Source organism: Micromonospora sp. DT48 (genome assembly GCF_049844495.1).
Taxonomy (GTDB): Bacteria; Actinomycetota; Actinomycetes; order Mycobacteriales; family Micromonosporaceae; genus Micromonospora.
The window spans coordinates 329,882-349,704 of the sequence record NZ_JBNCLE010000005.1 but is presented as its reverse complement, the minus strand read 5'-3'; the positions used below and the strand labels follow the sequence as shown (position 1 = coordinate 349,704).

Sequence of the window (19,823 nt, the reverse complement as noted above, 5' to 3'; positions counted from 1 at the left end):
TCACCGGGAGAGCCATGGCCGTGTTCCGCAGACTCCGGTCGACCTGGCTGGACCGCGCCGCCCGTACCGACAAGTCGGGACCGCCGAGCGCCGTCCCCACCGCCCGAACCGGTCAGGACACGGAACACGCCACCCCCGCCCAGCCTGGCACCAATCCCACCACCGAGCCGGACGCCCCGGCCAGGCCCAAGGCCACCGCCGGGCGCAAGGCCACCGCCGGACCGGACGAGTCGACCGGATCGGGCTCCACCGCCGTGACCTCCCCGGTACGGCGACCGCCCGCGTCACCGCAGGCGGCAGCCCTCACACTGGCCAGTCTCGATCCGGCGGCGGTGCCCCGCTGCTTCGGTCCGGTGCCGAACCACGCCTACAGCCCGCTGCCCGTCCACGACGAGAACGGCCAGGTGAAGACCGGTACCGGGCTACGCAAGTTCGTCGACCCGCTGCCCGGCCTCGGTCCACTGGGACGTACCCCACTCGGCGCCCACCTGCCGGTTGCCGTGCCCGACACCATCACCTACCCCGGCTGCGACTACTACGAGATCGGGCTCCAGGAGTACACCCAGCGGCTGCACCGGGACCTACCGCCGACCCGGCTGCGCGGTTACCGTCAGCTCAACCTGGGCACCGACGCGGACGGGCACAACACGATCGTCCCGCCCCGGCGGCCCTGGCACCTCGGTCCGGTGGTGCTGGCCCGCCGCGACCGGCCGGTACGCGTCAAGTTCATCAACCAGCTACCCGCCGGACCGGCCGGTGACCTCTTCCTGCCGGTCGACCCGACGGTGCCCGGCGCGGGTCCGGGCCCCATCGACGGACCGGCGCCCTACCCGCAGAACCGGGCGGTGCTGCACCTCTGCGGTGCGCGGACCGGCTGGATCAGTGCCGGCAACCCGTGGCAGTGGATCACTCCGACCGGGGAGATCACCCCTTACCCCACCGGTGCCGGTCTGGCCCACGTGCCGGACATGCCGCACCCGGGCCGGGGCGCCACCACCCTCTACTACCCCAACGACCAGAGCGGTCGGCTGCTCTGGTTCCACGACCACACCGTGGGGTTGTCACGGCTGACCGTCTACTCCGGCCAGGTCGCGTTGTACCTGCTCACCGACGACGTGCAGGAGCGCTTGATCGCCGAAGGGACGCTGCCGGCCGAGCAGCTGCCGCTGGTCTTCGAGGACAAGACGTTCGTGCCGGACGACGCCCAGCTCGCCGCGCAGGACCCGACCTGGGACCGGGACCGTTGGGGTGCCCGAGGATCCCTCTGGCATCCGCACGTCTACCAGTCGCGCCAGAACCCGTACCGCCGCGACGGGCGCAACCCGACCGGCCGGTGGGACTACGGGCCCTGGTCGCGTACCGCCGTCACGGTCGACCCCGACGCACCCGCCGCCGCCGTACCCAACCCGCACCACGACCCGGTCACCGATCCGGACGAGCCCCCGGAAGCCCCCGGCGTGCCGCACCCGAGCGCGGTGCCCGCCGCGTACGGCGACACGATCCTGGTCAACGGCGCCGCGTACCCGTACCTGGAGGTGCAGCCGAAGCTCTACCGGTGGCGCGTCCTCAACGCCTGCCCCGACCGCTGGCTCAACCTCCAGCTGTACCGGGCCGCCTCGGACGCGCCGATGTGGACGCCGGACGGCCGACCGGCCGACGCCGCCGCCGGTGAGGTGCCGATGGTCGAGGCGGTACGCGCCCCGGGCCGGCCCGCGGAGTGGCCCACCGACGGGCGACCCGGCGGGGTGCCGGACCCGGCGGCGACCGGCCCCCAGATGATCAGGATCGGCAACGAGTGCGGCCTGCTACCGGCGCCCGTGGTCGTGCCGAACCGGCCGATCGGCTTCCGCTACGACCGACGCGACCCGACCGTGCTCAACGTCGACGGTCACGCGCTGCTGCTCGCCCCCGGCGAACGGGCCGACGTGCTGGTGGATTTCGCCACCGTCGACCCCGGCACCACCCTGATCCTCTACAACGACTGCCCCGCCCCGCTGCCCTGCTTCGACCCCCGCTACGACCACCACACCGACGGGCCGGACCGCCGGGACGAGGGCGGCGCGCCGCCCACCCTGCCCGGGTACGGCCCGAACACGCGCACCGTGCTGCAGATCCGGGTGACCGGCACCCCTGCCGCACCGTACGACCTCGACCGGCTGCGGGAGCGGTTGCCCGGCGCGTACGCGGCCAGCCAGCGCCCCCCGGTCGTCCCGCAACCGGCCTACGACCCCTGCTTCGGCACCACCAGCGCCCCCACCCGGATCCCGGTGCACGCCACCGCCGTCGAGTTCACCCCACCCGGTGGCACGCCGGTGCGTCTGCCACTGGTCGTCAAGTCCGTACGGCAGGTCTTCGAGCCCGAGTACGGCAGGCTGACCGGTCGACTCGCCGTGGCCCACCCGCACGGCGGTACCCGCGGCGAGACCACCCTGCCGCTCGGTCCCGCCGAACCGGCGACCGAGGTGGTACACGCCAGCGATCCGGCCCTGGCGGTCGGCACGCCGGGCGACGGCAGCCAGCTCTGGCGGGTACGCGGCACCGGACGGCAGAGCCATCCGGTGCGGTTCGACGGGCTGGACGTCCAGGTGGTCGGCCGGGTCGGCCGGGACGGCACGATCCGGCCGCCACACCCCGCCGAACTCGGCTGGAAACAGGTGGTGCGGGTGGATCCGGGAGAGGACGTGCTGCTCGCGCTGCGCCCTGAGGCACCGGCCCTGCCATTCAAGATCGGCGACAGCGCACGGCTGCTCGACCCGGCCCGACCGGCCGGCGTCAGTCTCGACTCCGCCCCGATCAGCCCGATCGACGGGCGACCCGCGTCGGTGGTCAACCAGCTGGTCAACCTGGGCTGGGAGTACCGCTGGGGCAGTGCCGCGCTGGGCCTGCGGGACCAGGGCATGACCCGACCACTGGTGGTCCGGGTCTCGCCCCGGGCACCCACCGGCCTCACCGCCGAACCGGCACCGGGCTCGGCGACCGCGCTACCGGCGATCGCCCTCGCCTGGACCGGAAACGGCAGCCGCCCACCGGCCACCAGCCACCTGCTGCAACGAGCCACCGACGCGACCTTCACGAACGGGCTGACCAGCATCACCGTGGCGGCCACCGCGACCCGCTACACCGACGCCACCGTCACGCCCGGGGTCACCTACCACTACCGCATCCGCGCCGAGAACGCGGCCGGCTGCTCCACCTGGTCGAACAGCGTTCCCGCCTCGGTACAGCTCACCGCGCCGGCCAAGCTGACCGCGACGGTGCCACCCGCCGCACCGCTGCGGGTGGCGCTGCGCTGGACCAACAACTCCTTCACCACCGGCATCGACGTGCAACGGGCGACCAACCCGACCTTCACCAGCGGACCGGGCACCACCGCGATCAGCGTCGGCGACAGCCACCTGGACTCGGCGGTCGCGCCCGACACCACCTACTACTACCGGGTACGCACCACCTACCTGGGTGCCGCCTCCCCCTGGTCCCCGCTGGCGACGGTGACCACCCCGCCCACACCCGGCACACCGACCTCGGTCACCGTGGCTGTCACCGCCCCGGGGCCGGACACCGCGACGGTGGTGCTGAGCTGGTCGGCGAGCACACCCGCCGGCCCGGGCGCTGGATTCACCGTGGAACGGGCGCTGGATCCGGCGTTCACCCGGGAGATGGCCACGTTCACCGTCAACGGGCGCGGTTTCACCAACACCGGCCTGGCCCGGGGCGTCACCTACCACTACCGGGTGCGCTCGTTCAACGTGGTCGGCACCTCCGCGTACACCGGCACCGTCCCCGTCACCACCCCACCCTGACCGTCCGGTCACCCGCCACCGGGTGGTGGGTCAGCGCGACGGTGCGGGGCGGGAGACGGTACGCAGCTCCGACAGGGCGGAGGCGAAACCGTGGAGGAGATCCGTGGCCTCGGTGAGCCGGGTGGCGGCCGGGTGTTCGGTGTCGGGGCGGTACTCCTCGGCGAGGTAGCCGGCGGCGGCGACCACCAGTCGCTCGTACGCCGCCACTCCCGTCTCCAGTTGCCCGGCCAACGCCCGGTGCGCCTCGACCAGCGGAGGCTTCGCGTCAGCCGGAGCCAGCCGTAGCGCGCGTTCCACGCTGGCCACCCGGTCGGCCAACTCGCGCAGCGACTGTTCGGCGGCGGCGGCCTCGGCGACGGCCGGCTCGGCGAGACCGGTCAGCCGACCCGTCATCGAGTTCATTGCGGCGGCGGCCCGGTCCAGCCGCTGCCACGGCTGGGCCGCCGCGGTGCCGCGCAGCGCGGAGCGGGAGCGGACCCGACGCACCTCGGCGAGCACACCCGCCCCGGCCGGGAGTCGTTCCACGGCGGCTACCAGGCGGGCCCGGTTGCGGGCGGCGACCTGGGCCGGGTCGAGCGGCGGCGGGGCGGGTTGGGCGGCGAGGGCACGTAGATCCACCCAACGCCAGGCGGCCAGCGCGGTGGCCGCGCCCGCGGCGGCGGCCCAGGCCGCGTCGGCAAGACCGATCCCCGCGTACGGGGTCAGCACCGCCGTCGCACCGCCGAGCCCACCGGCCAGCACACTCCACCGGCGGGCGGAACCGCGCAGCCTGCTCAGCCGGCGGAAGTACCGGGTGCGCTCGTCCGCTGCCACCGTCGCCTCCTCGATCTCGCCACTCAGCCGGCGGCCGTGCTGCCGCCCGTGCCGCGCTCACGGCTCATGCTGGCGCGGATCTCGTCGAGCCGGGCCACCGCCGGGTCGGCCGAGGTCGGCTGATCGGCGACGGCCTCCCGGTCGGCACCCGCGCCCAGTTGGTCGCCGGCCATGCTGGCGCGGATCTGGTCCAGCCGGGCGGAGCCGGCGGAGTCCAGGGTCGCCTTCTGGATCTCCAGCATCCGACCCTCGGCCGAGTTACCGGCCAGCTCGGCGCGGCCCATGGCGTTCGCGTAGCGGCGCTCGATGCGCTCGCGCACCTCGTCGAGGGTGGGCGTGCTGCCGGGAGCGGTGAGCGCCGACATCGACTCCAGCGAGGCGGCGACGCTCTCCTGCATCTTGGCCTGCTCCAGCTGGCTGAGCAGTTTGGCGCGCTCGGCAAGCTTCTGCTGGAGGATCATGGAATTGTTCTCCACCGCCCGACGGGCCTGCCCGGCGGCGGCCAGTGCCTGGTCGTGCAGGGTCTTCAGGTCCTCGGCGGACTGTTCGGCGGAGACGAGCTGGGTGGCCAGGGTCTGTGCGGACTGCTCGTACCGCCCGGCCTCGGCCTCGTCGCCCTTGGCCCGAGCCTGGTCGGCCAGCACGAGCGCCTGACGCGCGTTGGCCTGCAACCGCTCGACGTCGGACATCTGCCGGGACAGCTTCATCTCCAGCTGACGCTGGTTGCCGATCACCGCGGCGGCCTGCTGGACGAGCGCCTGGTGCTGCCGGTGGGCCTCGTCGATGGCCTGCTGGAGCTGCACCTTCGGGTCGGCGTGCTCGTCGATACGGGCGCCGAAGAGCGCCATCAGGTACTTCCACCCCTTGACGAACGGGTTCGCCATCTCCGCGGTATCCCCTCAATCACGTCGCTGTGCCTGCCCCACCCGGTGACCGCCTCGCTTACCGGCGATGGTGAAACCATCGTCCCAGCCGGATGCCAACGCGGCGTCCGTACCGGCGAGAGGGGACGTCTGCGATCAACCCTACGCGGCGGGAGCTACCTCGACCATCGACCGCAGGGCTCAGGCGGCGCAGACCACGTCCCGGTCGGGGCGCTCGGAGGTCGTCCGCACCCGGGTGCTGCGCAGCGTGGCCTTGAGCGGCGACTCCTGCCGCACGGAGACGGCGACGTTGCCATCCGAGGTGACCTGGCGTACGCCTCGACCGGTGGCCTTGTGCACGGCCGGGGCGGCGACCGGCGTCGACTCGGCCGACTCGTCCTGCACCGGCACCAGCACACCCGGCAGCTGCTCGGCGATCGCGACCGTGTCGCTGACCTCGCGCAACAGCTCGGAGAGGCGGGCGCCCAGCGCGTCGCAGATCGCCGCGAGCAGTTCGCTGGAGGCTTCCTTCTGGCCGCGTTCGATCTCCGACAGGTAGCCCAGACTGACGTTGGCTGCGGACGAGACCTCGCGCAGCGTGCGGTGCTGCCCCTGCCGGCGCGCCCGTAGTGCGTCACCGATCACCCGGCGTAGCAGGACCATCGCACCTCCCCTGAGGGACACAGTTCGCCCGGCCGACCGGTCTGCGCAAGCACCGGCTGTCGGAGCCTTCCCGCAACGGTACCCGCTGCGCGCCGCCGCGACATCCCGCCCCGCCCGGTCTTCCCACAGCCGCCGCCGCCCGCTCGGCCCGACGGCTCACCGTCTGGCCCTGCGACAGGCCGCGACGGCGGCGGCCACCGGCCCACCGACCAGCGGCGACGTGGATCAGCGACAGCGAGGTCAGGGGGCGTCGGAAACCTGGATGTGGTCGGCCAGCAGACGCAGCGCCTCGGTCACGGCGGCACCCCGGATCTGGTCACGACCGCCGTGGAGATCGAGTTGCCGTACCTCGGTGGTGTTCGGGCCGGCGACCGCGACGAAGACCAGCCCGACCGGCTTGCCGTCCTGTGGCTCCGGCCCGGCCACCCCGGTGGTGGCCACGCCCCAGTCGGCGCCGCAGCGACGCCGCCCGCCCTCGGCGAGCGCCTTAGCCACATCGGCGTCGACCGGGCCACGCTCGGCCAGCAGGTCTGCGGGCACGTCGGCCAGCCGTTCCTTCAGCTCGGTGGCGTAGACCACCAGCCCACCCCGGTAGGCGGCGCTCGCTCCGGCGATCTCCACCACCGTCGCCGCCAACAGCCCTCCGGTCAGCGACTCGACGCTGGCGAACGTCTCCCCCCGCTCGGCGAGGCGGTGCACCACGCCAGCCGCCGCGGCACCCATCGAACCTTCGGCCTCTCGCACACCCATGATCTGCATCCTTCCCGGCCCGGGCACGGTCTACGCGTCACACGCCGGGGGCCCCGACCGTTTCCTACCGCTGGGTGCGGCGCAGTCGGGTGGCCTGGGCGATGTAGTCCAGCCCCGTGACGAGGGTGACCACCACCGCCGCGCCCATGATCCAGGGACCGATCGGGGACAGGACGGCCGGCATCGGCCACAGGTACCAGGTGATGGCCAGTATCTGGAGGGCAGTCTTGATCTTTCCGCCCCGGCTCGCGGCGATCACGCCCCGGCGGATCACCCAGAACCTCAGCGCCGTGATGCCCAGTTCCCGCGCCAGGATGACCACCGTCACCCACCACGGCAACCGGTCGTACCACGACAACAGCAGCAGCGCGGCACCGGTGAGCGCCTTGTCGGCGATCGGGTCGGCCACCTTGCCCACGGCGGTGACCAGCCCGAACCTGCGGGCGATCCACCCGTCGACCAGATCCGTGACCGAGGCCACGGCGAAGACGACGCAGGCGATGATCTGCCATCCGGCGTGCGTCATCCCGGACATCACCACCGAGGCGGCGAAGACCGGCACGAGCACCAGCCGCAGCGCGGTCAGGGCGTTGGCGGCGTTGACCACGGGCACCCGGGCCACCACCGGCGCCGGCGGCGACTCCGTCGCCCCCGTCATCGAATCGCCCCGCTCGCCTGGCGCACCCGGCACCGCACCTCGTGCCTCCTCCGCCTCGTCCCGACCCACCGTCACCGCGCCGCGCCGGGCGCGGCGGAAATCATCTCGTCCGGCACGGCGAGCAGGTCCACTCCCTCGGTGCCGGTAACCGTGGCCCGGACCAGGTCGCCGGGGCGCAGGGCGGCCAGGTCGACGCCGCCGCCGTCCGGCGCGACGAGCGTGGTCGAGCCGTCCACCTCCGGTGCCTGGTGCGCGGCCCGCCCCTCGACGATCCCGCCGTCGACCGAGTCGACGAGCACCTCCACCGTCGAGCCGAGCCGATCCTCGGCCCGCTGCGAACACAGCTCGTCAGCCAGCGCGCTGAGTTTGTCGTACCGGCGTTTGATGGTGGCGGCGGAGACCTTGCCCGGCAGACCGGCCGCCTCGGTGCCGTCCTCGTCGCTGTAGTCGAAGACGCCGATCGCGTCGAGGCGGGCCTCGGTGAGGAAGCGCACCAGCTCGTCGACGTCGTGCCGGGTCTCACCGGGGAACCCGACGATGAAGTTGCTGCGTGCCCCGGCCTCCGGTGCCAGCTTCCGGGCGGTGGCGAGCAGATCGAGGAAACGGTCGGTGGAGCCGAAACGACGCATCCGGCGCAGCACCGGCTCGCTGGAATGCTGGAACGACAGGTCGAAGTACGGTGCCACGCCCGGCGTACCGGCGATCGCCTCGATCAGTCCGGGCCGGGTCTCGGCCGGTTGGAGGTAGCTGGCCCGGACCCGGACGATGCCGTCGACGGCGGCGAGCTGCGGCAGCAGCTTCTCCAGCGCCCGGGGGTCACCCAGATCCTTGCCGTAGGAGGTGGAGTTCTCGCTGACCAGCACGAGTTCCCGGACGCCGCTCTTGGCCAGCCACTCGGCCTCGGCCAGTAGTTCGTCGGGGGTGCGGGAGACGAAAGCACCCCGGAAGGCGGGGATCGCACAGAACGCGCACCGGCGGTCGCAGCCGCTGGCCAACTTCAACGAGGCCACCGGGCCGGTGTCCAGTCGGCGACGCAGCACCGGACGCAGGTGCGCCGGGGTGTGCTCGTCGACATCGGCGCGGCCGTGCCCCGGCACCGACACCGCGCTGTCCCGCCGGGCGACCGGCGTCAGCGGCAGCAGCTCCCGACGATCGCGTGGGGTGTGTGCGGCGATCTCCCGGCCGGAGACCACCGCGTCCAGCCGGGCGGCGATGTCGGGGTAGTCGTCGAAGCTGAGCACCGCCTGCGCCTCGGGGAGGCTGTCGGCCAGTTCCCGGCCGTACCGCTCGGCCATGCAACCGGCGGCGACCACCTTGGCCCCGGTGTCGGCGGCGGCCAGCAGCGTCTGGATGGAGTCCTGCTTGGCCTTCTCCACGAACCCGCAGGTGTTAACGACCACCACGTCGGCACCCTCGCCGTCGGTGGTCACCTGCCAGCCGTCGGCGTGCAGTCGGGCGGCCAACTCCTCCGAGTCGACCTCGTTGCGGGCGCAGCCCAACGTCAACAGCGCGACCCGGCGACCATCAGGGGAAGGCGAGGAGGTGGCAGACACCATCCGAGGGTACCGGGCGACGATGCCCGCACCGGCGACGGCGGTATGGGCGGGCGGCCTACCCCGCCGTGGCGAGGATCCGGACCACGCGATCGAGCAGGAAGACCTCGGTACCGGCCAGACCCACCGAGCAGAAGAGCGAGATCTGGTCCGCGCTGGTCCGACCGGGTGCCGTGCCGGCCAGCACCGCTGCCAGGTCACGCAACCGGGAGGCGTACGGCGGCTGCGCGGCGAGCATCGGCGGGGCGTACGACATCGCCTGCGGCACCGAGTCACTGACCAGCACGGCCGCGGCGTCGAGCAGGTCGGTGCCGAACTCCGCGCGGTCCACCTGCTTGAAGCCGACCGCGTTGACGTGCGTGCCGGGACACAGGTCGGCGGCGTCCAGCACCGGTGTCACGCTGGTCGTGGCCAGCACCACCACGTCCCGGTCGCGGACCGCTTCCCGGGCGGTCCCCACGGCTCGGGCCGGGATACCGAGTTCAGCCCGCACCCGGGCGGCGAACGCCTCCCGCCGCGCGGCCGACCGGCTGTGCACCGTCACCTCGCGCAGGCGTCGCACGGCGGCGGCGGCCCAGACCTGGGTCCACGCCTGTCCACCGGAGCCGATCACGCCGACGGTGGCGGCGTCCGGGCGGGCCAGCGTGGCCACCGCCACCCCGCCCAGCGCGCCGGTACGCCGCGAGCCCAGCTCCTCCCCCACGGCCACGGCCCGCACCGCGCCGGACCGGCCGTCGTGCAGCACCACCACCTGCTCGGCCTCCGGATGCCCGAACGTGTCGTACGCCCGGTAGCCGTACCACTGCCCGACCAGGTGCCCGGCGGTGAGCACCATCCGGCCGGTGCCGAGCGACGCGGCGGCCCGGGGCGGTGCGACGAGCTGCCCGTCGTACCCGGCGAGCAGGGCCTGACGCATCGCGTCCACCGAGGTCGCGGCGTCCAGCGCGGCGGCGACCTCCGAATCGGAGATGAGCACGGTCACCGGTCCATGGTGCAGCTTGAAGCGGGCTTGAGGTCTATCCCGGGTGATCGGCCTCACCGCGCGGTTCTCACTGCGCTGCTGTTACGTTCGATCCGGCGGCCCGCGTGGCCGTCCCGGACGAGTCGTGGGCGTACCCGGTGAGGCCAAGACGCCCCGTGTGATGACCGACTCGCCCCGGCCTTGGTGGCCGGGCCACTGTTCGACGAGGTGACCCGATGGCCTGGATCGTGCTGGTGCTCTCCGGACTACTCGAAACGGCGTGGGCGGTAGCCCTGGACCGCTCCGCCGGATTCACCCGACCCGTCGCCTCGGCGGTCTTCGCGATCACCCTGGTGCTGAGCATGATCGGGTTGGCATTCGCGTTGCGGGAGATCCCGGTCGGCACCGGTTACGCGGTGTGGGTCGGAATCGGTGCGGTCGGCACCGCAGTCGTCGGCATGGTGGCGCTCGGCGAACCGGCCAACCTCCCCCGCGTGCTCTGCCTGCTGCTGGTGGTGGCGGGCGTGATCGGCCTCAAGCTCTTCCACTGACGCCCGGACGGAACGGGCGTGGCGAACGCCCCGAGTGGGTAGAGACCGGACGGCAGACATCAGACGCACCCCTTGGAGGGAAAGATGGCCACCAGCACCGTCCGCTCGACCAGCGCCGCCCGCATCTGCACCATCGTGGGTTTCGTGTGCGCGGTACTCGCGCTACTACTCAACCCGATCCTCTTCGGAGTCATCGGTCTGGTCCTCGGCGTCGTCGGCGCGGTTCTCGGTGACAAGCCGCTCGGCTGGTACGCCGCCGCGGCCAACGTGGTCGCCATGCTGCTGAGCATGCTGATCCTCAGCGCGCTCTGAACCTCTCTCCGGTCTCTGACGACACGGCCCGCCGCACCACCCGGCGGGCCGTTTCGCGTCGACGGGGCGGTCAGTCCTCGCCGCCCCGCAAGCCCGCCAGGACCTCTTCCAGCTCGTCCGGCTTGACGAGCACGTCACGTGCCTTGGAACCCTCTGACGGGCCGACCACACCCCGGGTCTCCATCAGGTCCATCAGCCGGCCCGCCTTCGCGAAGCCCACCCGCAGCTTGCGTTGCAGCATCGAGGTGGAACCGAACTGCGAGGTGACCACCAGTTCGACCGCCTGCACCAGCAGATCCAGGTCGTCGCCGATGTCCTCGTCGATCTTCTTCTTGCTGTCCTGCGCGGGGGCCAGCACATCCGGGCGGAACTCCGGCTCACGCTGGTCCTTGCAGAACTTCACCACATCGTTGATCTCGCGCTCGGTCACCCAGGCGCCCTGGATCCGCACCGGCTTCGAGGCGCCCATCGGCAGGAAAAGCCCGTCGCCCCGGCCGAGCAGCTTCTCCGCGCCCGGCTGGTCGAGGATGACCCGCGAGTCGGCCAGCGACGAGGTGGCGAAGGCCAGACGGGACGGCACGTTGGCCTTGATCAGGCCGGTCACCACGTCGACCGAGGGCCGTTGGGTGGCGAGCACCAGGTGGATGCCGGCGGCTCGGGCGAGCTGCGTGATCCGCACGATCGAGTCTTCCACGTCGCGTGGGGCGACCATCATCAGGTCGGCCAGCTCGTCCACGATCACCAGCAGGTACGGGTAGGGACGCAACTCACGCTCACTGCCCGGCGGTGCCTTGATCTCGCCGTTGCGCACCTTCCGGTTGAAGTCGTCGATGTGCCGGACCCCGTTGGCGGCGAGGTCGTCGTAGCGCATGTCCATCTCGCGGACGACCCACTCCAGCGAGTCGGCCGCCTTCTTGGCGTTGGTCACGATCGGGGTGACCAGGTGCGGGATCCCCTCGTAGCCGGTCATCTCGACCCGCTTCGGGTCGATCAGCAGCAGCCTTACCTCGTCCGGTGTCGCCCGGGTCAAGATGGACATGAGCAGACTGTTCAGGCAGCTCGACTTACCCGCGCCGGTGGCCCCCGCGATCAGGATGTGTGGCATCTTCGCCAGGTTGGCCACCACGTAGCCGCCCTCGATGTCCTTGCCGAGGGCGACCACCATCGGATGGTGGTCGCTGGTGGCCGCACGCGAGCGCAGCACGTCACCGAGGGCCACGTTCTCCGGGTCGGTGTTCGGGATCTCCACACCGACCGCGCTCTTGCCCGGAATCGGGCTCAGGATGCGTACGTCCGGCGACTTCACCGCGTACGCGATGTTGCGCGACAACTGGGTGATCCGCTCGACCTTCACCCCGTGCCCCAGCTCGACCTCGTAGCGGGTCACCGTCGGTCCCCGGGTGAAGCCGGTCACCGCCGCGTCCACGTCGAACTGGTCGAAGACCCCGGTGAGAGCGGCGATCACCTCGTCGTTGGCCTTACTGCGGGTCTTCGGGGCCGCCCCGCTACTGAGCATGTTCGACGGAGGCAGCGTGTAGTCGCCGGCCAGGCCGGTCAACGCGAGCTGCTCGGCCCGGGTCGGTGCGGGCGAGTGCTCCGGCGGCTCGGCGGGCTTGCGACTGGCCGGCACCCGCGACGGCGGCTTGCGCGGCAGGACCATGGTCTCCTGGAGATCCGCGCCGTCCAGGTCCTCGAACTCGTCCGGGTCCACCGGTGGTGGCGCCGCCCGCTTGGCGGGGCGGCGCTTGGTCCGTGCCGTCGGCGCCTCGGCCTCTTCCGTGTCGTCCTGCCCGACCACGCTGCCGGCCAACAGCCCCAGCCGCTCGGGGATCTTGTTGATCGGGGTCGCGGTGACCACCAGCAACCCGAACACCAGCAGCAGGACCAGCAGCGGCACCGCCACCCAGGCGGTGACCGCGCGCTCCAGCACGCTGCCCACGCCCGCGCCGATCAGGCCACCGGCGAAATCCCGCTCGCCGGGGTCGCCCGGCTGCTGACCGATGTGCAGCAGCGCGGCGGTGGAGACCAGCATGGACCCCCAGCCGACCAGCCCGCGCCCCCGGTGCTCGGGGTCGCCGGGCTCCCGCATCAGCCGCCATGCGCCGATCCCCAGCAGCACCGGCACCACGATGGAGATGGCACCGAGGAAGAGCCGCACCGTGTCGGCCAGTCGGGCACCGACCGGCCCGGCCGCCGAGAACCAGAGCGCCCCCGCGCCGAGCAGGGCGAGACCGATGAGCAGCAGGCCGGCGCCGTCGCGGCGGTGCTCCGGATCGAGCTCACGGGCCGAGGCGGCCTGCCGGCCCACGGCACGCACCGCCCAACCGACCCCGTGGGCCAGCCCCATCCAGAGGGCCCGAAGCCCTCGACCGACGTACGCGGCGGGGCCAGGCCCTCTCGTCGTGGTGCGGCGGCGCACCGGCGCACGGGTCTTCTTGGCCGGTTGACGGGCACGACTGTTCGTGCCGCCACGCGGCGACGCGCCGCGCCGCCGACTCGCCTGAGGGGTACGGCCCGCCATAGCATCACCGTAACGGCGGGCCGGGTGATTGGCCGGTCAACCTGGTCGCTCCGCGTGTCGCAGCGCGCTACCCGCCACCTGCCGTGATATTCGCCTCGCAAGGGAGTGTCCGATGGGGTCGCCGGAATTCGAGGACCGCACCGGCGACCCGTTGGCGGGTCATCCGGCGACGCTGCGTCCGTTGACCCGTGACCTCATCGCCGCCGTCCTGGCCCACCGGGGTCATGTGGTGGCCGGCGACGCCGACGGGGCGCTGGTGGGCAGGTGGGCGCAGGGGCACATCTGGTTCCTCCTGGCCGGAGACGCCGGGGAGGTGCTCCAGGTGCGTACCGTCGCCGCCCACCCGTTCGCCGTGGACGAGGTGCCTCGGCTGCGCGAGTTCTGCAACACCTGGAACCACGACCGGTTCTGGCCGAAGGCGTTCGTGCACGTCGACGACGCCGGTCGGGCCCGGGTCTGCGGCGAGGTCATCACCGACCTGGAGCGGGGTGTCACACCGCACCAGCTGGACCGGCTGCTCGACCGGGGCATCTCGGCCGGCTGCCGGCTGGCCGACGAGGTGGGTCGGCTCGCGGGGACGGCGCACCGATGATCGGGCCGACGCCGAGCGGTGACGGCAGCCGTGGCCGGGCCCGGGTCAGCGGCCGGGCCGCCGACCGGGTACGCCCCCGACTCGCCGACGCCCGCGACATGCCCGACGGCGAGGCCCGGGTCGGTGAACTGGAACGCATCGCCGCTCTCGCCGAGGTGGACGGCGATCGGCGGATCGCGCTGGACGCCTGGTCCGAGCTGGTCGAGACGCACCTGCGGGACGGCGAGCGGTGGCGACTGTTCGAACCCGTGCAGCGTTACCTGGCTGCTGCGGGACCGGACGACGACGCCCTGCGCCGCTACCGGCGCTACGCCGTCGAGGCGTCGCTCGGCACCCCCCGCATCGGCCTGGACCAGGCGTACGGCGTCCTGGACGGGCTCACCGGGGAGGCCGGAGCGGCGAACGGGGCGCTGGTGGCGCAACTGCGTTGCCGGATCGCCGACCACGTGGGCGACGAGCCTGCCGCCCGCCGCTGGCTGGCCCGGTGGCGGGTCAGCACCCCCGAACCGGTCGCCGGTTGCCCCGACTGCCTGCCCGTCCGCCAGGCGGAGCTGCTGGCCGGCTGGGGTGACTGGGCTGCCGCACTCGACGTGCTCGATCCGCTGCTCCACGCGCCGGCCGGGTGCACCGCGCAGCCGGAGGCGGCGCTGACCACGGCGCTGCTGCCCTGGCTCCGGGCGGGCCACGTGCAGCGGGCGGCCCATGCCCACGTACGGGCGTACCGACGGCACCGGACGGAACCTGACGGGTTCGGGTATCTCGCCACGCATCTGCGCTTCTGTGCGCTGGGTGGACACCTCGACCGGGGTCTGGAGATCCTCGTCGAGCAACTGCCCCGACTGGACGAACCGCACGAGGATCTGTCCGTGATGGAGTTCGCGGCGGCGGGTGCGCTGGTCTGCGCGCTGGCTGGCGAGGCGGTCGCCGGTCGGGCGGTGCGTCGACCGGCGTACCGTGGGCGACCGGCCGCCGAGGTCCCGGTGAGTCGGCTCGGCACCGAACTGCTCGCCGTGGCGACCACCCTGGCCGGTAGCTTCGACGCCCGCAACGGCACCGGGCACCAGTCCGGCCGAATGGCGGCCTGGCTGGCGGAGCGTCCCCTCGCCCCGGCGGTGCCGCTCCCCGCCGACCTTGAACCGGACGACGAGCCCGGGCCGGACGAGGAACTCGGAGCGGACGAGGAACTCGACTCCGAGGCGACGCCGGGTGCGGACGGTGGGACCGCCGGACCGGCCATGGATGAGATCGGCACGCTGACCGTGGCCATGATCACGGAGGCGTTGGACCGGCGGGGTGACGGCTACACCGTCGACGCCGCCGGCACCGTGTTGGGCCGCTGGGGCGACGCGGTCATCCAGTTCCGGCGGGCGGGAAGTCGCCAGGAGATCCTGCACGCCCGGGTGGTGGCCGGGCGGCGGCTGGCGGCGAGCCGACGCACCGAGGCGTACGCCTTCTGCGACGGCTGGAACCGGGAACGGCTGCTGCCCAAGGCGTACGTGCACGACCCGGGCGACGGCGAGTTGGTGCTGGCCGGTGAGGTGAGCACCGACCTGGCGTACGGGGTCGCGCCGGTTCAGGTCACGGTGCTGGTCGACGCGGCGGTACGCACCGGCGCGGCGTACGCGGAAGCGGTTGCCGCCCTGCCCTGACCACCCGTTCCCGGCCGGACGGGCGGTGCCGCCCGACCGGGAAGGCGGATCAGCGCCGGCCGCCCAGCGCGCGGAAGTTCTGCGTGGTGAGCAGGGTCAGGTTGTTGCGCTGAAGGATCTCGTTGACCGGCTGGTAGAACGTGGTGCCACCACGGACGCAGTCCCCGGAACCACCGGAGGTCACGCCCTGCGCCTGGTTACCCGAGATCCACGAGCCACCGGAGTCACCCGGCTCGGCGCAGACGTTCGTCCGCACCAGCCCACCGACCAGCCCCTGCGGGTAGCGGACGGTGACGTTGCGGGCCTGCACCGTGCCGCACCTGACTCCGGTGGTGGAACCGGAGCGGCAGATCGACGAACCGACCGGCACCTCCTGCGAACCGGCCACCCGGGCCACGCCACCCCGGAAGTCGGTCACCTCCGGCAGCACCCGGGTGTTGTTGTTGACCTGCACGAAGGCCCAGTCGTCACCGGGGAACGACGACGCTCGGAACACGCCCTGCGGTGCCCGGTCGGCACCGGTGGTGCGGTCACCGACCCGACCACAGTGGCCTGCGGTGACGAAGCCACCGACCACCGCGAAGCCGACCGAACACCGGCCGCTGCCGATGAAGTACGGCTCGCCGCCACGGACGTCGGCGAAGAGTCGCGGCCGTTCCTCGGTGGCCATCCGCACCGCCGATCGCGGCACACCGGCGCGGGAGACGAACCGCCAACCGGCTGCCTCCGCACCCGGCTCCGCGAGGACCACGACGGTGTTCGACGCGACGTCGACGTACCAGCCGGACACCTGCTGGGCGCGGGCGGCGGTACGGTCCATCCGGCTCTTGAGGGTGTCCAGCTGGCCGACCCCACGCTCGACCACCTTCGGCACCGCCCCGGCGTCCCGCACCCGCTGCGCCTGAGCCGCGTTCGCCACCGCGACGTTGAGTTCGCTGCCGTCGGCGCTGAGCCAGCTGCCGCCGTAGGCCGCGCCGAGGTCCGCCCGGAGCCGGTCGACCACCCCGGAGGCCCAGCGTTCGGTCTTCAGCCGGGCGGCCACCTGCGAGTCGTCCAGTCGCAGGTCCCGCCGCATCGCCTCGACCACCTCCGGGTCGGCGCCCTCCACTGCCCCGCTGGTCGGTGCGCCGACCGGCGTGCCACCGTCACCGGCGAACGACGGCAGGGCAACGGCCGCCGCCGCGCCCAGGGCCGCCACCACGACACCGATGGCTGTCAATCGTCTGCGGTCCATCCGCCATGCTCCTCCCGGCGGGCGTGGGGTACGCCTGCCGGCCCGGAGTACGGGCACCAGGCCCGATCGGTTGAACGCGAAGCCGACTAATCGCTGGAATGCGGCCAATGGGCCACCACCGGCCGATTGTGGTGGCCCATCGGAATCAGTCCGGTACGCCCGGTGTTCAGACCTCGACGACGGTCGGCACGATCATCGGGCGACGACGGTAGGCGTCGTTGACCCAGCGGCCGACGGTGCGCCGGACGATCTGCTGAAGTTGGTGCGGGTCGGTGATCCCGTCCCCGGCAGCCCGGTTGAGTGCCTCGGTGACCAGTGGGATCACCGCGTTGAAGGCACCCGGGTCCTCCGAGAAGCCCTTGGCCGACACGGTCGGGCCGGCGACCACCTTGCCGGTGACCGAGTCGACCACGACGGTCGCGGCGATGAAACCGCCGTCGCCGAGGATGCGCCGCTCGGTGAGCAGCGACTCGCTGACGTCGCCGACGGCCAGACCGTCGACGTAGACGTACCGGCTCTTGACGTGCCCCACCAGGCTGGCCCGACCCTCCACCAGGTCGACCACGTCGCCGTCCTCGCAGAGCACCACCCGGTCCGGCGCGACGCCGGACTCGATGCCCAGCCGGGCGTGGGCACGCAGGTGCCGCCACTCACCGTGCACCGGCATCAGGTTGCTGGGCCGGACCACGTTGAGCAGGTAGAGCAGTTCCCCGGCCGGGGCATGGCCGGAGACGTGCACCTTCGCCACGTCCTTGTGCACGACCACCGCACCGGCCCGGGCCAGCCGGTTGATCACCCGGTAGACGGAGGTCTCGTTCCCCGGCACCAGCGACGAGGCGAGCACCACGGTGTCGCCGGGTGCGATGGTGATGTGCCGGTGGTCGCCGCTGGCCATCCGGCCCAACGCGCTCATCGGCTCGCCCTGCGACCCGGTGGACATCAGCACGATCTGCTCGGGCGGCATCGAGGTCGCCTCGTCCAACCCGACCACCAGGCCGGGAGGGATGTTCAACAGGCCCAGATCCCGGGCGATGCCCATGTTGCGGACCATCGACCGACCGATCAGGGCGACCTTGCGACCGTGTTCCACGGCCGAGTCGAAGACCTGCTGGACCCGGTGCACGTGAGAGGCGAAGGAAGCGACGATGATCCGGCCCCGGGCCTTGGTGAAGATGGCGTCGAGGACCGGGCCGATCTCCCGCTCTGGCGTGACGAAGCCCGGGATCTCCGCGTTGGTGGAGTCCGACAGCAGCAGGTCCACGCCCTCGGCGCCGAGCCGGGCGAAGCCGGCCAGGTCGGTGATGCGGCCGTCCAGCGGCAACTGGTCCATCTTGAAGTCGCCGGTGTGCAGCACCAGCCCGGCCGGGGTCCGGATGGCCACCGCGAGCGCGTCGGGGATCGAGTGGTTCACGGCGAAGAACTCGCACTCGAACGGGCCGAGCCGCTCCCGGCCGCCCTCCCGCACGGTCAGGGTGTACGGCTGGATGCGCCGCTCGGCCAGCTTCGCCTCCACCAGCGCCAGGGTGAACTGCGAGCCGACCAGCGGGATGTCGGGCTTGTGCGCGAGCAGGTAGGGCACCGCACCGATGTGGTCCTCATGGCCGTGGGTCAGCACGATCGCCTGGATGTCGTCGAGCCGGTCGAGGATCGGGGCGAAGTCCGGCAGGATCAGGTCGACACCGGGCTGCTCGACGTCCGGGAAGAGCACCCCGCAGTCGACGACCAGCAGCTTGCCGTCGTACTCGAAGACGGTCATGTTCCGGCCGATGGCGCCGAGCCCGCCGAGCGGTATGATCCGCAGTCCGCCCTCCGGCAGCGGCGGGGGAAGTTGGGCCTCCTCGTTGCGCGCCTCGGTCACGCGTTCACCTCATTCTGTGACGCCGTCACCCGGCGTCCGTCGTGTCGTTTGATCATTCGGGGAGCGGCAGGCCCGCCGCAGCGCAGTCGGCGCGCAGTTGGGCGATCTCCCCGTCGGTGGCGTTCACCAACGGCGGCCGGACCGGCCCGGCCGGCAGGCCCTGCGCCGTCAGGCCGGCCTTGACCAGGATCACGCCCTGGGTACGGAAGATCCCCGTGAACAGCGGCAGCAGGCGGCGGTGCAACGCCAGCGCGGTCGCCGTGTCCCCCGTGTCGTACGCCTCGATCATCCGCTTGGTCTCGGCGCCGGTGAAGTGCGTGGAGGTACCCACCACGCCGACACAGCCGACGGCCAGGGCGGGCAGGGTGAGGGAGTCCTCGCCGCTGTAGTACGCCAGCTCTGCCCGGCTGGTCACCCAACTCGTCGCGGTCAGGTCGCTCTTGGCGTCCTTCACCGCGACGATGCGGCCGTGTTCGGCGAGCTGGACCAGGGTCTCCGTCTCGATCGCCACACCGGTGCGGTGCGGGATGTCGTAGAGCATCACCGGCAGCCCGGTGGCGTCGGCCACCGCGGTGAAGTGGTGAAGCAGACCGGCCTGCGGCGGCTTGTTGTAGTACGGCGTGACCACCAGCAACCCGTGCGCACCGGCCTTCTCCGCCGAGGACGCCAGCTCGATGGTGTGCCGGGTGTCGTTGGTGCCGACCCCGGCCACCACCCGGGCCCGGTCACCGACGGTCTCCACCACGACCCGGATCAGGCTCTCCTTCTCCGCGTCGGTGGTGGTCGGCGACTCGCCGGTGGTGCCGTTGACCACCAGCGCGTCGTTGCCCTGCTCGGTGACCAGATAGTCCGCGAGCCGTGCCGCGCCGTCGAGGTCGAGCGCCCCGTCCGCGGTGAACGGGGTCACCATGGCCGTGAGCACCCGGCCGAACGGACGGGAGACAGTCCGGACCGGAGCGTCAAGGTGGTCGTGCGTCATGGTGACAACCTATCGGACGGCCGGCAGCCGGCCACCGGGGAAGGGCGCACCGTCCCCGGGCGTGCG

At 72.5% G+C, this 19,823-nt stretch carries 16 protein-coding genes and 1 riboswitch; of the genes, 5 read left to right on the top strand and 11 right to left on the bottom strand.

Annotated elements, in window-relative coordinates; genetic code table 11:
• Positions 1-14 precede the first annotated feature (14 nt).
• On the top strand, positions 15-3,800 hold the full coding sequence (locus tag ACLQ2S_RS04640; RefSeq protein ID WP_425701181.1) for a hypothetical protein: 3,786 nt from the start codon (positions 15-17) through the stop codon (positions 3,798-3,800).
• Positions 3,801-3,830: 30 nt separating this feature from the next.
• Here the strand turns inward: ACLQ2S_RS04640 and pspM are convergent, their stop codons facing one another.
• From pspM to ACLQ2S_RS04605, 7 genes are all read right to left on the bottom strand, one after another.
• A complete protein-coding gene (gene pspM, locus ACLQ2S_RS04635; RefSeq protein ID WP_425701180.1) occupies positions 3,831-4,613 on the bottom strand; it encodes a phage shock envelope stress response protein PspM in 783 nt (260 codons plus the stop codon).
• A gap of 23 nt (positions 4,614-4,636) precedes the next feature.
• A complete protein-coding gene (locus ACLQ2S_RS04630) occupies positions 4,637-5,497 on the bottom strand; it encodes a PspA/IM30 family protein (protein ID WP_425701179.1) in 861 nt (286 codons plus the stop codon).
• A 180-nt stretch (positions 5,498-5,677) separates the two neighbouring features.
• Positions 5,678-6,139, bottom strand: a complete 462-nt coding sequence (locus ACLQ2S_RS04625; protein ID WP_155215637.1) for a helix-turn-helix domain-containing protein — start codon at positions 6,137-6,139, stop codon at positions 5,678-5,680.
• Between the two features lie 240 nt (positions 6,140-6,379).
• The gene (locus ACLQ2S_RS04620) at positions 6,380-6,889 is read right to left on the bottom strand and encodes a CinA family protein (protein WP_230462346.1); all 510 of its coding nucleotides are present in this window, start codon (positions 6,887-6,889) and stop codon (positions 6,380-6,382) included.
• 64 nt (positions 6,890-6,953) lie between these two features.
• Positions 6,954-7,547 carry a CDP-diacylglycerol--glycerol-3-phosphate 3-phosphatidyltransferase gene (gene pgsA / locus ACLQ2S_RS04615; protein WP_425701178.1) on the bottom strand — a complete coding sequence of 198 codons (594 nt, stop codon included), beginning with the start codon at positions 7,545-7,547 and terminating at the stop codon, positions 6,954-6,956.
• A 71-nt stretch (positions 7,548-7,618) separates the two neighbouring features.
• Positions 7,619-9,103, bottom strand: a complete 1,485-nt coding sequence (gene rimO, locus ACLQ2S_RS04610) for a 30S ribosomal protein S12 methylthiotransferase RimO (protein ID WP_425701177.1) — start codon at positions 9,101-9,103, stop codon at positions 7,619-7,621.
• A 55-nt stretch (positions 9,104-9,158) separates the two neighbouring features.
• The gene (locus tag ACLQ2S_RS04605; protein WP_425701176.1) at positions 9,159-10,082 is read right to left on the bottom strand and encodes an ornithine cyclodeaminase family protein; all 924 of its coding nucleotides are present in this window, start codon (positions 10,080-10,082) and stop codon (positions 9,159-9,161) included.
• 91 nt (positions 10,083-10,173) lie between these two features.
• A riboswitch (guanidine-III (ykkC-III) riboswitch) is annotated at positions 10,174-10,240 on the top strand.
• 57 nt (positions 10,241-10,297) lie between these two features.
• Here ACLQ2S_RS04605 and ACLQ2S_RS04600 point away from each other — a divergent pair.
• Both ACLQ2S_RS04600 and ACLQ2S_RS04595 read left to right on the top strand, forming a co-directional pair.
• Entirely contained in the window at positions 10,298-10,612 is a 315-nt protein-coding gene (locus tag ACLQ2S_RS04600) for a DMT family transporter (RefSeq protein ID WP_155215643.1), read from the top strand.
• An 84-nt stretch (positions 10,613-10,696) separates the two neighbouring features.
• Positions 10,697-10,924 carry a hypothetical protein gene (locus ACLQ2S_RS04595; RefSeq protein WP_093410153.1) on the top strand — a complete coding sequence of 76 codons (228 nt, stop codon included), beginning with the start codon at positions 10,697-10,699 and terminating at the stop codon, positions 10,922-10,924.
• A gap of 70 nt (positions 10,925-10,994) precedes the next feature.
• Here the strand turns inward: ACLQ2S_RS04595 and ACLQ2S_RS04590 are convergent, their stop codons facing one another.
• Positions 10,995-13,445 (bottom strand): DNA translocase FtsK 4TM domain-containing protein, encoded by a 2,451-nt coding sequence (locus ACLQ2S_RS04590; RefSeq protein WP_425701175.1) that lies wholly within the window; start codon positions 13,443-13,445, stop codon positions 10,995-10,997.
• 112 nt (positions 13,446-13,557) lie between these two features.
• On the opposite strand from ACLQ2S_RS04590, the gene ACLQ2S_RS04585 reads away from it, so the two are divergent.
• Together ACLQ2S_RS04585 and ACLQ2S_RS04580 are read left to right on the top strand one after the other, a co-directional pair.
• Positions 13,558-14,037 carry a YbjN domain-containing protein gene (locus ACLQ2S_RS04585; protein WP_425701174.1) on the top strand — a complete coding sequence of 160 codons (480 nt, stop codon included), beginning with the start codon at positions 13,558-13,560 and terminating at the stop codon, positions 14,035-14,037.
• Positions 14,034-15,686 (top strand): YbjN domain-containing protein, encoded by a 1,653-nt coding sequence (locus ACLQ2S_RS04580; protein WP_425701173.1) that lies wholly within the window; start codon positions 14,034-14,036, stop codon positions 15,684-15,686. The genes ACLQ2S_RS04585 and ACLQ2S_RS04580 overlap by 4 nt, the downstream gene beginning before the upstream one ends.
• A gap of 49 nt (positions 15,687-15,735) precedes the next feature.
• Here ACLQ2S_RS04580 and ACLQ2S_RS04575 read toward each other — a convergent pair whose 3' ends face one another.
• The 3 genes from ACLQ2S_RS04575 to dapA form a co-directional block, all read right to left on the bottom strand.
• Positions 15,736-16,920, bottom strand: a complete 1,185-nt coding sequence (locus ACLQ2S_RS04575) for a S1 family peptidase (protein WP_155215651.1) — start codon at positions 16,918-16,920, stop codon at positions 15,736-15,738.
• A 166-nt stretch (positions 16,921-17,086) separates the two neighbouring features.
• Positions 17,087-18,778 (bottom strand): ribonuclease J, encoded by a 1,692-nt coding sequence (locus ACLQ2S_RS04570; protein ID WP_309222843.1) that lies wholly within the window; start codon positions 18,776-18,778, stop codon positions 17,087-17,089.
• 52 nt (positions 18,779-18,830) lie between these two features.
• Positions 18,831-19,757 (bottom strand): 4-hydroxy-tetrahydrodipicolinate synthase, encoded by a 927-nt coding sequence (dapA, locus tag ACLQ2S_RS04565; RefSeq protein ID WP_155215653.1) that lies wholly within the window; start codon positions 19,755-19,757, stop codon positions 18,831-18,833.
• Positions 19,758-19,823: the final 66 nt, after the last annotated feature.

Bases quoted from the DNA above. Each gene is read 5' to 3' on its own strand.
- ACLQ2S_RS04620 (WP_230462346.1), bottom strand. From the start codon at position 6,889: ATGGGTGTGCGAGAGGCCGAAGGTTCGATGGGTGCCGCGGCGGCTGGC.
- ACLQ2S_RS04590 (WP_425701175.1), bottom strand. From the start codon at position 13,445: ATGGCGGGCCGTACCCCTCAGGCGAGTCGGCGGCGCGGCGCGTCGCCG.
- ACLQ2S_RS04585 (WP_425701174.1), top strand. From the start codon at position 13,558: ATGGGGTCGCCGGAATTCGAGGACCGCACCGGCGACCCGTTGGCGGGT.
- ACLQ2S_RS04600 (WP_155215643.1), top strand. From the start codon at position 10,298: ATGGCCTGGATCGTGCTGGTGCTCTCCGGACTACTCGAAACGGCGTGG.
- rimO (WP_425701177.1), bottom strand. From the start codon at position 9,103: ATGGTGTCTGCCACCTCCTCGCCTTCCCCTGATGGTCGCCGGGTCGCG.
- ACLQ2S_RS04630 (WP_425701179.1), bottom strand. From the start codon at position 5,497: ATGGCGAACCCGTTCGTCAAGGGGTGGAAGTACCTGATGGCGCTCTTC.
- ACLQ2S_RS04625 (WP_155215637.1), bottom strand. From the start codon at position 6,139: ATGGTCCTGCTACGCCGGGTGATCGGTGACGCACTACGGGCGCGCCGG.
- ACLQ2S_RS04580 (WP_425701173.1), top strand. From the start codon at position 14,034: ATGATCGGGCCGACGCCGAGCGGTGACGGCAGCCGTGGCCGGGCCCGG.
- ACLQ2S_RS04640 (WP_425701181.1), top strand. From the start codon at position 15: ATGGCCGTGTTCCGCAGACTCCGGTCGACCTGGCTGGACCGCGCCGCC.
- dapA (WP_155215653.1), bottom strand. From the start codon at position 19,757: ATGACGCACGACCACCTTGACGCTCCGGTCCGGACTGTCTCCCGTCCG.
- pgsA (WP_425701178.1), bottom strand. From the start codon at position 7,547: ATGACGGGGGCGACGGAGTCGCCGCCGGCGCCGGTGGTGGCCCGGGTG.
- ACLQ2S_RS04595 (WP_093410153.1), top strand. From the start codon at position 10,697: ATGGCCACCAGCACCGTCCGCTCGACCAGCGCCGCCCGCATCTGCACC.
- ACLQ2S_RS04575 (WP_155215651.1), bottom strand. From the start codon at position 16,920: ATGGACCGCAGACGATTGACAGCCATCGGTGTCGTGGTGGCGGCCCTG.